At 49.0% G+C, this 12,921-nt stretch carries 15 protein-coding genes; 7 read left to right on the top strand and 8 right to left on the bottom strand.

Annotation, left to right across the window (positions count from 1 at the left end; genetic code table 11):
• Positions 1 to 189: 189 nt before the first annotated feature.
• Entirely contained in the window at positions 190 to 1,062 is an 873-nt protein-coding gene (locus PKO01S_RS03455; RefSeq protein WP_127529906.1) for an AraC family transcriptional regulator, read from the top strand.
• Between the two features lie 84 nt (positions 1,063 to 1,146).
• Here PKO01S_RS03455 and PKO01S_RS03460 read toward each other — a convergent pair whose 3' ends face one another.
• Complete coding sequence (locus PKO01S_RS03460; RefSeq protein ID WP_127529907.1) at positions 1,147 to 1,986, bottom strand: GNAT family N-acetyltransferase; 840 nt, start codon at positions 1,984 to 1,986, stop codon at positions 1,147 to 1,149.
• A gap of 299 nt (positions 1,987 to 2,285) precedes the next feature.
• Positions 2,286 to 2,645: a YciI family protein gene (locus tag PKO01S_RS03465; protein ID WP_307719805.1), complete on the bottom strand. Its 360-nt coding sequence runs from the start codon at positions 2,643 to 2,645 to the stop codon at positions 2,286 to 2,288.
• A 70-nt stretch (positions 2,646 to 2,715) separates the two neighbouring features.
• Here PKO01S_RS03465 and PKO01S_RS03470 point away from each other — a divergent pair, with 70 nt between their 5' ends.
• Together PKO01S_RS03470 and PKO01S_RS03475 are read left to right on the top strand one after the other, a co-directional pair.
• Complete coding sequence (locus tag PKO01S_RS03470; RefSeq protein ID WP_127530054.1) at positions 2,716 to 2,931, top strand: MerR family DNA-binding transcriptional regulator; 216 nt, start codon at positions 2,716 to 2,718, stop codon at positions 2,929 to 2,931.
• Positions 2,928 to 4,034: a winged helix DNA-binding domain-containing protein gene (locus PKO01S_RS03475; RefSeq protein ID WP_127529909.1), complete on the top strand. Its 1,107-nt coding sequence runs from the start codon at positions 2,928 to 2,930 to the stop codon at positions 4,032 to 4,034. Before PKO01S_RS03470 ends, PKO01S_RS03475 begins: the two co-directional genes overlap by 4 nt.
• A 59-nt stretch (positions 4,035 to 4,093) precedes the next feature.
• On the opposite strand, the gene PKO01S_RS03480 is transcribed toward PKO01S_RS03475, so the two are convergent.
• Entirely contained in the window at positions 4,094 to 4,735 is a 642-nt protein-coding gene (locus tag PKO01S_RS03480; protein ID WP_127529910.1) for an alpha/beta hydrolase, read from the bottom strand.
• 20 nt (positions 4,736 to 4,755) lie between these two features.
• Positions 4,756 to 5,160, bottom strand: coding sequence for a DoxX family protein (locus PKO01S_RS03485; protein WP_127529911.1), 405 nt, complete (start codon positions 5,158 to 5,160; stop codon positions 4,756 to 4,758).
• Positions 5,161 to 5,307: 147 nt separating this feature from the next.
• Between PKO01S_RS03485 and PKO01S_RS03490 the strand changes: the two genes are divergently transcribed.
• A complete protein-coding gene (locus PKO01S_RS03490; protein ID WP_127529912.1) occupies positions 5,308 to 5,859 on the top strand; it encodes a helix-turn-helix domain-containing protein in 552 nt (183 codons plus the stop codon).
• 82 nt (positions 5,860 to 5,941) lie between these two features.
• Here PKO01S_RS03490 and PKO01S_RS03495 read toward each other — a convergent pair whose 3' ends face one another.
• The 3 genes from PKO01S_RS03495 to PKO01S_RS03505 form a co-directional block, all read right to left on the bottom strand.
• Complete coding sequence (locus PKO01S_RS03495; protein WP_127530055.1) at positions 5,942 to 6,817, bottom strand: YitT family protein; 876 nt, start codon at positions 6,815 to 6,817, stop codon at positions 5,942 to 5,944.
• A gap of 201 nt (positions 6,818 to 7,018) precedes the next feature.
• Positions 7,019 to 7,576 carry a DEAD/DEAH box helicase family protein gene (locus PKO01S_RS03500; protein ID WP_127529913.1) on the bottom strand — a complete coding sequence of 186 codons (558 nt, stop codon included), beginning with the start codon at positions 7,574 to 7,576 and terminating at the stop codon, positions 7,019 to 7,021.
• 61 nt (positions 7,577 to 7,637) lie between these two features.
• Complete coding sequence (locus tag PKO01S_RS03505) at positions 7,638 to 8,003, bottom strand: winged helix-turn-helix transcriptional regulator (protein WP_407669621.1); 366 nt, start codon at positions 8,001 to 8,003, stop codon at positions 7,638 to 7,640.
• Positions 8,004 to 8,137: 134 nt separating this feature from the next.
• On the opposite strand from PKO01S_RS03505, the gene PKO01S_RS03510 reads away from it, so the two are divergent.
• The 3 genes from PKO01S_RS03510 to metE all read left to right on the top strand — a co-directional run bounded on the left by PKO01S_RS03510 (position 8,138) and on the right by metE (position 11,953).
• The gene (locus tag PKO01S_RS03510; protein WP_127529914.1) at positions 8,138 to 9,028 is read left to right on the top strand and encodes an alpha/beta fold hydrolase; all 891 of its coding nucleotides are present in this window, start codon (positions 8,138 to 8,140) and stop codon (positions 9,026 to 9,028) included.
• Entirely contained in the window at positions 9,025 to 9,543 is a 519-nt protein-coding gene (locus tag PKO01S_RS03515; protein WP_127529915.1) for a dihydrofolate reductase family protein, read from the top strand. The genes PKO01S_RS03510 and PKO01S_RS03515 overlap by 4 nt, the downstream gene beginning before the upstream one ends.
• A gap of 124 nt (positions 9,544 to 9,667) precedes the next feature.
• Entirely contained in the window at positions 9,668 to 11,953 is a 2,286-nt protein-coding gene (gene metE / locus PKO01S_RS03520; RefSeq protein ID WP_127529916.1) for a 5-methyltetrahydropteroyltriglutamate--homocysteine S-methyltransferase, read from the top strand.
• Positions 11,954 to 11,977: 24 nt separating this feature from the next.
• On the opposite strand, the gene PKO01S_RS03525 is transcribed toward metE, so the two are convergent.
• Positions 11,978 to 12,919 (bottom strand): LysR family transcriptional regulator, encoded by a 942-nt coding sequence (locus tag PKO01S_RS03525; protein WP_127529917.1) that lies wholly within the window; start codon positions 12,917 to 12,919, stop codon positions 11,978 to 11,980.
• Positions 12,920 to 12,921 lie beyond the last annotated feature (2 nt).

Consider the following 12,921-nt stretch of genomic DNA (forward strand, 5'->3'; position numbering starts at 1 on the left):
CCTCGTTTGCACTCATCATACGTTAAAGCCGCTGACAACTGTATGTCAGTGAATTTGCACAATCTGGATCGCTGCACGCCCAAATAGAGGATTTTACTAAAACAATACCGAACATGATCATTTCGTACAAGGACGGCAATGTTCCATTATCCGCCGTCTCCTATAATCAAACCTGAAAGAAGGATCGGCATGGATTGGCTTGCCCGCATGAATAACGCAATGGAATATATAGAGACACACCTGACGGAAGAAATGGACTACGATCAACTAGCCCGAATTGCCTGCTGCTCGACCTACCATTTTCACCGGATGTTCCCGTTCATAACCAATGTACCGCTCTCTGAATACATCCGGCGCAGGAGGCTGACCCTTGCCGCATTCGATCTGCAACTTGGCGGCGCCAAGGTCATCGACGTCGCGTTGAAGTATGGTTACGAATCGCCAGAGGCATTCTCCAGAGCGTTCAAAAAAATGCATGGTGTGATGCCAACATCGGCGCGCGACAAGGGCGTTTCACTCAAAGCCTATCCCCGGTTATCCTTTCACATCTCAATTCGGGGAGATGCGGCAATGAATTATAGAATCGAGGAAAAACAAGCCATTGAAATGTTCGGCGTATCGACTGTCATCAGTGCTGATGGCGAGAGACCGTTTATTGAAATACCGGAGTTCTGGACACGGTGCATCACCGACGGAACCGTCGATCGAATTCGTGCAGCTGCAGAATTAGGGGACAATGGCCAGATTCATTCGGTCACGTACAACCATCAAGCCGAGAGTAAAAACTACATGATCGGTTATTTCTTGCCCCAAAGCGGCTTGCCGGAGGGGTTCGAGAGGTTTCAAATTCCTCCTCAGACATACGCTATTTTCTCAACCGGAGTCAATCCCGACGGACAGAATGATATCCATGGATTGTGGAGACGGATATGGGGAGAATGGTTTCCGAGCTCCAATTACGAATTCGCCAACGGCCCCGAGTTCGAAATGACTTACGACCGCGGCAGCGGCATGTACGAAATCGAAGTTTGGATTCCGGTCGTTAAGAGGTCCGGGGCTTAGAGCGGAGACAGAGAGCAGCACAAGTGATTCCCACTGTACTGCTCTTTTGGGGCTTACCTTGCTTCCACCTTAATTTGTGAGGGGTTATTTGGGTACAAACGTATGCTCAGCGAAACTAGACCGCTCAATAAATTGATGTCTTTCGTAAAATCTTTTGGCCCCGCTATTGGATTGCGCCACACGCAAAAATATATTATTTATCCCCAATATGGACGCCATTCGATGGATACAACTGTTCAATATTAGACTTCCGTACCCGCAGTTCTGATAGTCAGGGTGAATGACAAAATCCCGAATGTACTGGCCTGCTATAATGTAAGCTCCGACTAGTTTATCCTCAATCCAAAAAGATCTTACCCGATCTTCCGCTTCGCAACTTAGCAAGAAACGCAAAAAATCGTCTTTTGATTTTATTTCTGTGCTCCAGCCATTTTCAACATTCAATTGATAATAGGCTCTATCGAACAATTGAACGAAAGGATCAAGCCACCCCGGGGAAAATCCCTTCTCAACGAGCGGATGCATCTCCAATACCTTCATTTCCTTACTGAAATCGTACTGGAGCTGGAAGCCTTCCATGTCGGTCGCAAATCCAAGTTTACGAGCGAGCTGAATGAACTCTTTATTCGGCCCGTAGATGTTAAAACAAACTTCTTTTGTTTCATTGGTGCCTAAGTGTCTTTGCAGGCTTGTCTCCATAAGGTTCAGCAAAGCTTCATCATGACGATAACGAGAAAAAGCTGCATAAGCGATCGTACAATCATCATTCTCAACTATACAGAAAACACCGTGGTGATAACGCGATTCCTCATAATGAACAAGGGTTACTGTCCCATTAGCAAATGCGTCGCGCACGTAATTCTCCGCACCCGTAGATATCAAAGACATGAATCGGCATACTCTGCTCTCTATGCTATTCTCCATATTTATCCCACCTTTAATATACAGTTTAACAGATACTGCTAGAAATGTTCATATCCTAATAAGGATACCGGTTTGGTGAAATACTCTGTATGGCTGACACAGGAGGTGAACGACAAAGTGAGTACGAAAGCTAAGCCCGATAAAAGCGATCCAAAGAAAAGCGCGTCGCGTTCGAACGACCCGAATGATCAAGGAAAACCTAATGTGCAAAAATAAGACGAAGCAAAGCTGTCAATGCCCCGTGACATCAGAGGCATGCATAACAAAACCCGGTCTGCATGACCGGGTTTTGTTGGGTGTTATTTCGGCAAGACGGCCATCATCGGATAAAATTCCGTAGTCATGATACCCGCGATAACGGCAGGATCTTCTGCGATGAGTGTTGGGACTTGATCAGCATTCTCGACCTCAATGATGGCGAGCCCATGCGGATCATCCGGTTTCCGGACAGGTCCGAACACAAGAGCGATCCCCTGGTTCTGCTTGTCCGTCCAGTAAGCAATGTGCTTAAACATAATGCTTCGTTCTTCCTCGGTCATATCTTGATGGAAAGTTAATCTTGGTGGTGTAGACCATAACATAAAGTGCATTTTTCCCGGATTGTTGCTTGCGGTGTTATCCGACATTGCGAGAGCCTCCACATACCCCAAATTTGTCATCCATTTAGCCCTTCACTTCATGATCATTATCCCTTCAATCGCTTTCCCGATGCAAGTGACGGATACGTTCATGTACGGGACGCCATCGTCAGCTACTCCATTCAGCTGTGACTCCAATGAAATTCAGGAACTGGCCGTTCGGACAGGTTTATCGATTCACACTATACGTTATTATGAGAAGGAGGGGCTGTTAGATAAGGCTGTTAGATCGGCATGTCCAAGGGGTGCGAACAACTATCGCAATTCCATCCATGACTATGAATCGGGTTCAGGAGGCCGTCCATGATCCAATCCTTAAACGAACGAGGCATTCCCTATCGGCGGATGCACAATCTGCGGATCGCCGGCGCGAGGTTAGATACGTGCGAGCATGTCGTCAGACATCTCGGCGCTCTGCAAGCGCAAGATTATCATCAGGCTTTGTGGGCCGTCGGAATGCGTACGCAATCGGCCACCGTGACGGATGTCGAGAAGCTCATTGAAGACCGTAAAATTGTTCTGACTTGGGCGCTGCGCGGTACAATTCATTGCGTCCATCCGGACAACGTGAGATGGATGCTGAAGCATCTAGCCCCGCGTATTCTGGCTAAGGATGAGCGAAGACTGGAACAATTGGAGCTTAATCAGGAGATTATTGAGCGCTGCAGACAGATCGTCTATACCGCCTTGGGCAGGAGCCAACGGTTAGCCCGTCCTGATCTGATGCTATTACTGGAGGAGCATGGAATCCCCACCGATAACCAGCGAGGATATCATCTTCTGTGGCATCTCGCGCAGAGCGGCCATATTTGTCTTGGGCCGAGAGAAGGCAAGCAGCAAACCTTTGTTTTGCTGGATGAGTGGGTACCTTCAGCGAACGATTTAAGCAGGAGCGATGCGCTCGCTTTGCTTGCGGAGAGGTATTATGCGAGCCATGGCCCGGCAACCGTACAGGATCTGGCCTGGTGGGCCGGGATCACGCTCTCGGATGCAAGACAAGGAATCGAAGCGGCGCAATCTCGGCTGGTGTCAGAAACAATAAACGGACAAACCTACTGGAGAGCCGACAACGCCCATGAGTCCTCCGCGGGTGAAGGACCGGCTGTTCATCTGCTACCGGGATTCGACGAATATCTGCTCGGCTACAAAGACCGGAGCCCGGTATTGCGTGCGGAACATGCCCGGCACATCATCCCGGGCAATAACGGGGTATTCATGCCGACCATCGTTGTCGACGGTCAAGTCTGCGGCATATGGAAGCGAACTGTGAAGAGCAAAGGGATCGACATCGAATTTAAACTCTTTGCCCCTCTGAGAGACAGTGAACAGCATATCATTGAGGCTGCAGAGCGATATTGCGCATTTATGGGACTCCCTTTGGCCGCAACCTCTTTTCACCCGATGGAATAAAACAAAATGAAGGGCACACGAGTCGGTGCCCTTCAACGTCTTATTTGCTGCGCGCCTAATTATTCGTTCACATGCTTAAGCCAGTTCACGAAATCCCTTTGATTGCGCTCGGAGACACCATGATCGGTCGGATAAATGTTGAACGTCAAGTGAGACGTCAGACTTCCTATATAATCGGCCGTTTCGTGACCGATCCGAATCGGGAACACAGAATCGAATTCGCCATGAGAAATAAATACCGATACATCTTGGATGCTCTTGAGCATATATTCCGTCTTCACGAATTCCGGCACATACCCGTTCAACGCCACGATTCCCTTCAGCGCATCCCCCATCGTAAGCGCGAGCGCCATCGACAAGATCGCGCCCTGACTGAACCCGAGCAAATAGCGCTTGGCCGCATCAATCGGATACTTCTCCGTCGCATAGTGAAGGAATGCCTGCAAATGTTCAACCGCTTGATCGAACATGTCCCGTATCGGATTGCCTAAGCTCTTCAGTTCATAATATTGGTAGCCCGCGCCCAATGTAAGATTGCCGCGAATGCCGACAATAATAAATTCATCCGCCAGAGGCTCCACTAAACCGAACATATTCCTTTCATTTGACCCTTTGCCGTGAAGCGTGAAGATCGCCGGATACCGCTTGTCCGGATCCATATGAGCTGGAAGATGAATGTCATACTGATAAGTTGGGGTCATGCGGTCACTTCTCCTTTGCGTTAGGCGCTGCGTTTTTTCCATAACACGCAATCAAGCGACAACGGCGATCGTTCAGCGACAATCAGGTAAAACGCGATAACAATAAAGCTCAAGTCCAACTCATAGCCGGCCATCTGGCCGTTCCCAAGCAATCCGACGGACAGCTTAGCTGTCATAATCGCCCCAATGAGTATGACCACCAGCAAGGCTGCTACATATCGAGTGAAGAGACCTGCGATCAGCAGAATTCCCCCAACGAGCTCGATATACGCCACGGCATATGCGAATGGTCCCGGTACACCGATGGAGTCAAACCACGCCTCCACATTGCCTAAGCCCATCTGTAATTTGTCGATTCCGTGAGCTGTAAATAAGATACCGAGTACGACACGCGCTATAGTCGAAACAATGTTGATTTTCGTCATATTATTTCTCTCCTTTGAACATATTAGTCATAAAGATGTTTGTTTCGTATAGCTAATATATTGCGGAAAGGAGTAGCTTGTCAATAGAAATATTGTTATTATGAATATATATTCTGTATTACAAATATTCTGATGGGGTGAAATCCGTTGAACATCGGCTCCACCATTCGAACGATACGCAAACGCAAAAACATAACGATCGCGCAAATCTGTGAAGAAACCGGTTTGTCCCAAGGCTTCATGAGCCAGGTCGAAACGAATAAAACATCCCCTTCCATCGCGACCTTGGAGAGCATTGCCAAGTCCTTGAAGGTGCCGTTGGCTTACTTGCTGCTGCAGCAGGAGGAACGCATGAATATCGTTCGGAAGGACGAGCGAAAAATAACGACCAGCGGGACCGAGAAATTAAAAGTAGAGCACTTGAGCTCTACCAAAAACGTAAGGATGATGCTCGTGGAGATCCCTCCCGGCGCTTCGACAGGCCTGGCTCCGCACGCTCACGAAGGCGAGGAGGTCCACGTTGTTGTGAAGGGCAGAATTTACGCCGAGCAAGGAGAGGATGCGTCCGAATTCAGAGAGGGTGACTCCTTCGGCTGGAATGCCTGCACGCCGCATCTTGTCAAAAATATTAGCGAGGAAACCGCTCTTATTCTGATTGCTGTCTATATCGAAAGCGATCAGGCTCAAGATTTTCTTTAAACCAACTATAGGAATTATTAAAAAGCCGGTTTTCTACTCTCGAGTAGAAAACCGGCTTTTTTCATGTATGTACATCCCCAGCTCAGTGGATGTCTCTCTTCTTGAAGTTGCCGCCCTTCACTTCCGCCACGTCGTATACCATTACGAATGCGCTCGGGTCGAGCTCGTGGATGATTTCTTTCATTTTGCTTTCTTCCATTCGGTTGATGACGCAAGTAATTTCTTTGAATTGCTCGTTCGAGTATCCGCCCGACACGAGGTTATAGGTTGCGCTTCGGCCTAATCGGTCACGAATGGTCTCGACCATAGCCTCTGGATGTCTGGTAATGATTTTGAACGTTTTGGCCCCGCTTAGACCTTCTTCAACGATATGGATGACCTTCGAGGCAATGAAATAAGCAATACCCGATAGAATCGCCCCTTGAAGGCCAAATATGCTCGAGACGATAATGAATACAAAGGTGTTCAGGAAAAGGATCAGGTCGCTGGTGCCGAATGGCAACTTACGGGATAACAGCACGGCAAGCATATCGATGCCGTCCAATGCACCGCCGTTACGCAAGGCAAGACCCATTCCGAAGCCGATAATAATACCGCCAACGACGGTTATCAGCAACGTATCCCCTTCAATGATCGGCGATAGTTCATGCATGACAGCCGTGCCGACAGCGAGCGAAGCAATACCGATCACGGAGTAAATTGCAAAGCTTTTGCCGATCTGCTTGTACCCTAGAAAGATAAACGGAATATTAAGAACCGCGATGAGAAGCCCTAGCGGCAATCCGATGAGCTCGGACCCCACGATGCTGATGCCCGTCACGCCGCCGTCGGATACGTTGTTCGGAATTAATACCGCTTCAAGTCCATAAGCCGTTATGAATGCCCCCAGAACCACCATTAGCCCTCGCAGAAACTTTCTTAACACGGCAGGTTGTCTGTGTCCCTTTTGTCCCGTCATCATGTCTTAACCTCATTTCATCACAAGCGTATTTGGTGTGTTCCATTCGCATCTTGCCAATATAAGCTAAAGGATGGCTCACCTGTTGTAGAATGATACCACTTTCAGGTGCTGGATGCTAATTTAGGACTCCGCCTGCAAATAAAGGCCATCCCTGTCGGGACGGCCCTTTTATCTTAAGGCTATGTTAAATTCAAATCATTATAAAGCGAATCTGTTCTTAATGATTTCAGCAACCTCACTAGCACTTAAATTCGAGTTGTTAATTCTGATGTAATTTCCTCTTTTAATTTCTCCCTCGAAGGAGTTTAATCGGTGTTGCTCCATTGTCTGTAATAGATCCTGTTCAGAACGAGTAACATTCCTTTTTGTTGGCTTGTGTTCAAGTCTGTGAGGAGTCTTGTTACGCTCAATTCTTTTCTCAAGATCGGCTTCAAGCTCGACAAAATACACTTCGCCGTCTTTATCTTCGATTGTTTTGCAAATTTTATCAACGTAATCCCAATCCTCTTGTAAATCGAATCCCCATACATAAGTGAAAATCATTCCATACATATCACTATCAGCGGCGGCTTCAAATATGTCTTGACGAAATTTATTTACTAATCTCCACATTTCATGATTAAAACCGAATAGGGGAGCTAACATTTCAATTGTTACGTGATTGTGGAACAACTTTAGTTCAGTTACCTTCTCCAATTGATGTCCTACTGTCATTTTTCCTACCGCCTGCGGACCAAATATTATAACAAATTTCATTAAATCATTCCCTTGGAAAATATTTCAACAAAACTATCACAGCGTTTTAAAAAAAAGATGATTACAGCACCTGTTCTGCTTCTTGATCCGTCTCGTTCGATTCATTCCTCAAATATGCGCCGTGCTCCTGCGTCCACTTCCACATCGCTTCAAAAATCGGCTGAAGCCCCTTTCCGCTCTCGGTAAGGTCATATTCGACATGCAGCGGTACGCCGGGGAATAAAGTGCGCGTGACAATTCCTTTATCCTCCAGCAGCCGCAGGCGGTCGGTCAACGTCTTCGGACTTATCGGCTGCAGCTTGCGGCGCAGCTCGCCAAACCGCCGGTTCCCGTTGAACAGTTCAAACAAGAGAAGAAGCATCCATTTACCGTCCAAGATTTCCAGGATAGGTTCAACCGTACCCGGGCAGGACTGATCCATCATCATAACCACTCCATAGTTCATTTTTTGAAACTATTGCACTTAAATGTAACTACTTTTCAAATGTACCACAGAGGGATTAACATGTGAATCAAGGAAAGGAAATAAATGCTAGTACACATTAGAAAGGAGAGCTCAACATGAATAGACCGTTCGAAATCGACCCCGAGGAGTACCCTTTCACCGACCGCTGGCTGCCTTATCGCGACGGCAACATCCACTACGTGGATGAAGGGCAAGGACCGGCAATTCTTCTCCTGCACGGCAATCCTACATGGTCTTATCTTTATCGGAACGTGATCAAAGAGCTCCGCAAGGATTATCGTCTTATCGCTCCGGATTACCCCGGCTTCGGCATGTCGAAGGCACCCGCCGACTACCGGTTTACGCCGCAAGAGCATTCGAAAGCCGTACAAGATTTGATTCGCCATCTTGATCTGAAAGATTTTATATTGGTGGTCCAAGATTGGGGAGGTCCGGTCGGGCTGAATTACGCGGTACAGCATAGGGAAAATTTGTGCGGCATCGTCGTCATGAACACATGGGCTTGGCCAGCAGAGATTATGCCGATGAAATTGTTCTCGCTCGCTATGGGAGGTAAGCCTTTCGGGTACTGGCTTCAGACGCGGCGGAATTTCTTCGCCAAAACCATTGTACCGAATGGGATCCACCACGCCGAGAAAGTCACGGACCGTCTGCGGAAAGCTTACACCGATCCGTTCCCGACTCCGGAGTCCAGAATACCGACATGGGTATTTCCAAGATCTATCCGCAAAGAGCGAACATGGCTCGCCGGCATTGAATCGAAGCTGCCGAATCTGTCCGACTTGCCTGCTCATATTTTGTGGGGGACCAAAGACAGTGCCGGCTTCCCGCTTGAACAAATGGCCAAATGGCAGAAGGTTCTGCCGATGAACGAAACCGAGATGCTGGAGGACGCCTCGCACTATGTACAAGAGGATCGTCCGGATCGGGTAGCTTCCGCTATCCGAAGAGTATCGAGTCGAACTTTAGGAGGAGTATTACGATGAAAACGATTGTATGGGCAACTTTAACCGCCAACGGCAATTATGCACAATCCGGTCCCGATAACCCGCCGACCAAAGAAGCGCTGGATGACTTCTTCGCACAAGCCGCAGCTGCAGGAAATTTTATTGTCGGGCGTCGGACTTTCGAAGGAATGCGCGGCAGCGGAGGACCAGGGCCACTGGCTGATCTCGATATCGTCGTCGTGTCCAAGAGCGCTGCGGATATACCAGGTGCAAAGGTTGTAAGCTCTCCGCAAGACGCCTTGGATTACCTGAGGGGCAATGGTCATCTAACTGCTCTTATTAGCGGTGGCGCGGATATCCACAATTCATTCCTGGGCCAGGGACTTGTAGATGAAGTCATTTTCAACGTGGCTCCCGTATTGGAGGGCAGAGGATTAAATCTCCTGATCGACAGAGATCACTATCGGTTCAAGCAAGTGCAGCTGCTGGACTGCAAACCACTCGGAGGCGGCGTCGTTCAACTGCGCTATGCGATTGACCGAACGGTTTCTTAGGTTCCTCGTTTGAAATTCCAGCCATATGAAATACCTATGACCCGATATAGTTTATATGTGTTTTCCGATAGCCAATATCCCGCTCTATAATAAAGTCACTATTCGGAGCAGGGAGAGATTGACATTGCAAACATCCATTATCGGTTATCCAAGAGTCGGATCATTGCGGGAGCTTAAATTCGCATCCGAGAAGTACTTCAAGGGCGAGATTACAATCCATGAATTGCAGCAGACAGCCGCCGATCTAAGAGTGAGCCATTGGAAAAGACAGCAAGAGAACGGCATCGACTTCATCCCGTCGAACGACTTCTCCTTCTATGACCATCTGCTCGATACGGCGTGCCTGTTCAATATCGTTCCGCAGCGCTACCAAGCGCTAGGGCTTAGCCCGTTAGAGACGTATTTTGCCATGGCGAGAGGTTATCAGGGCGAACATGGCGACGTTAAAGCGTTAGCGATGAAGAAGTGGTACAACACGAATTATCATTACATGGTTCCCGAGATCGATGATTCCACAAGCATTCGCTTGGCGGGCACGAAGCCGTTCGATGAGTTCTTGGAGGCCAGGCAGCACGAGGTCGCGACGAAGCCCGTGTTGACCGGAGCCTTTACGCTGCTGAAGCTTGCGAAATATACCGGCGTCAAACAAGCCGATGACTTCGTTCATGAAACGGCGGAGGCCTATGTGAACGTGCTGGAAAAGCTGAACGCACTCGGAGCCGATTGGCTCCAACTGGATGAACCCGCGCTCGTAACGGATCTGACCCAAGAGGATATTGCGCTCTTCTCGAAGCTGTATTCGCGCATTCTATCTGCCAAGGGCAGCGTCAAGGTTCTCGCTCAGACGTACTTCGGGGATGTTCGGGACTGTTATCCAACGCTTCAGGCCTTGCCGTTCGACGGGATCGGAATCGATCTGGTCGAAGGGAAGCAGTCTCTGGAACTCGTGCGGAGATACGGGTTCCCCGACGACAAAGTGCTGTTCGCCGGCGTCATCAACGGGAAGAACATATGGAGAAACAACTATAAGAACACGCTCGCGCTTGTTCAAGAGTTAGGCGGTCACGCCCGGCATCTGGTGCTTAGTTCTTCCTGCTCGCTCTTGCACGTGCCTTACTCCCTGCAGCACGAAGCCAAGTTGTCAGAGGAGACGAAACGATATTTCGCTTTCGCCGAAGAGAAGCTGCGTGAATTCGCGGAGCTTAAATCCATCCTAGCACGTGCAGAAGATCCTTATACGAATGAGCCATATAGACACAACGAGGAACTCTTCAAGAGCGTCCGTTTCCTAGGCAACGAGACGGTGCAGACAAGGGCGGCAGCCTTGACGGATACGGACTTCACGAGACTGCCGGCTTTCGCGGAACGGGGAGCGATTCAGAAAGCCAAGTTCAATCTGCCGCCGCTGCCGACGACGACGATCGGCTCGTTCCCGCAGACAGCCGACGTTAGGGCGAACCGGTTCTCCTTCAAGAAAGGAGCCATATCCGAGACGCAGTACAAACAGTTCAACTTCGACAAGATCGCGGAATGCATCGCCTTGCAAGAAGAAATCGGCTTGGACGTGCTGGTCCACGGCGAATATGAGCGCAACGATATGGTCGAATATTTCGGGGAGTGCTTAGACGGCTATATTTTCACAGACCATGCCTGGGTGCAATCCTATGGAACAAGATGCGTGAAACCGCCGATCGTGTGGGGAGACATTAGCCGTTCCAGACCGATGACGGTCGAATATTCAGCCTATGCGAAGAGCTTAACCGACAAGCCGGTTAAGGGAATGTTGACCGGTCCGGTCACGATCCTCAACTGGTCCTTCCCTCGCGAGGATATCAGCTTGAAGGACAGCGCCATCCAGATTGCGCTTGCGATCCGAGACGAAGTGTTGGATCTGGAAGCTAACCATATCGAGATCATTCAGATCGACGAAGCCGCACTGAGAGAAAAGCTGCCGCTTCGGAAGTCCGATTGGCATGCCGAGTATTTGAGCTGGGCTATCCCCGCTTTCCGGTTGGTGCATAGCGGCGTGAAGCCCGATACGCAAATTCATACTCATATGTGCTACAGCCAATTCAGCGATATTATTCGTGAGATCGATGACATGGACGCCGACGTCATTACGTTCGAGGCCTCCCGGTCGGACCTGGCGATTATCGAAGACATCAACACGTGCGGATTCCAGACGGAGGTCGGTCCGGGGGTGTACGATATTCATTCCCCGCGCATTCCAAGCGTGGATGAACTCAAGCAGGGGCTGTCACGCATGCTGAACACCATCGACGCCGCCAAGCTGTGGGTGAACCCCGATTGCGGACTGAAGACGCGAGGCGTAACCGAAACTTGGGCGAGTCTGAGACATCTAGTCCAAGCGGCGAAAGAGGTTAGAGAAACGTTGCCGTTGCATTCATAAGGTACGTATTAGAAGAGGATGAACTCACCCGAGTTCATCCTCTTGGCTTAGAATCGGATAACCGTAATCCGTAATGACGTCTTTCAGATTCCGGACATATTCAGCGGCGAGCAGGCTCAATCTGGCTTTCCTATGCGTAATATAACCAATTTGCATGTTCGCTTCCGTTCTTAGGCGCACCGATTGAATATGCCCCCCGTTCAGGTCCGCATTGATCACGCCAGAACTGATCGTATAGCCGTTCAATCCGACGAGAAGATTAAATAATGTCGCCCGGTCGCTCACCATAATTTTTTTCTTGTAGGACCTCGTGCTTAGAATCTCCTCTGAGAAATAAAATGAATTGTATTCGCCTTGCTCGAAAGAAAGACACGGGAACTCGTCCAAGTCTTCGATTTCAAGCATCTCCTTAGCCGCAAGAGGATGCGTGGAGCTAACAAAGACGTGGGGCTCCGCAGTGAACAAAGGGTGAAACTCCAGCTCGCTTTCTTTTAACATTTTCTCGATGACCTTGCGGTTGAAGTCGTTGAGATACAGGATGCCGATCTCGCTGCGCATATTTCGTACGTCTTCTATAATTTCATGGGTCCTGGTCTCTCGCAGCGTGCACTCATACTCTTCCTCGTTCAGATCCTTTAATAAACGGACGAACGCTTGAACGGCAAAGGCATAATGCTGCGTCGATATCGCGCATAGCTTCTTCGAAGGCTTCTTATTCATATACCTTTGCTCGAGCAGTTCGGCCTGCTCTACGACTTGTCTGGCATAGGATAAAAACTCGGCCCCTTCATTCGAGAGCACGATGCCTTTGGATGACCGTACAAAAATATCTACGCCGATCTCCTGCTCTATTTCTTTCACTGCGCTGGATAGGCTCGGTTGAGAAATAAACAGCTGCTTAGCCGCCTCGCTAATGGAACCGCAGCTCACGATGGCCAGAATATATCTTAATTGCTGCAAGGTCATTC

This window comes from Paenibacillus kobensis NBRC 15729 (genome assembly GCF_004000825.1).
GTDB lineage: Bacteria > Bacillota > Bacilli > Paenibacillales > Paenibacillaceae > Paenibacillus_T > Paenibacillus_T kobensis.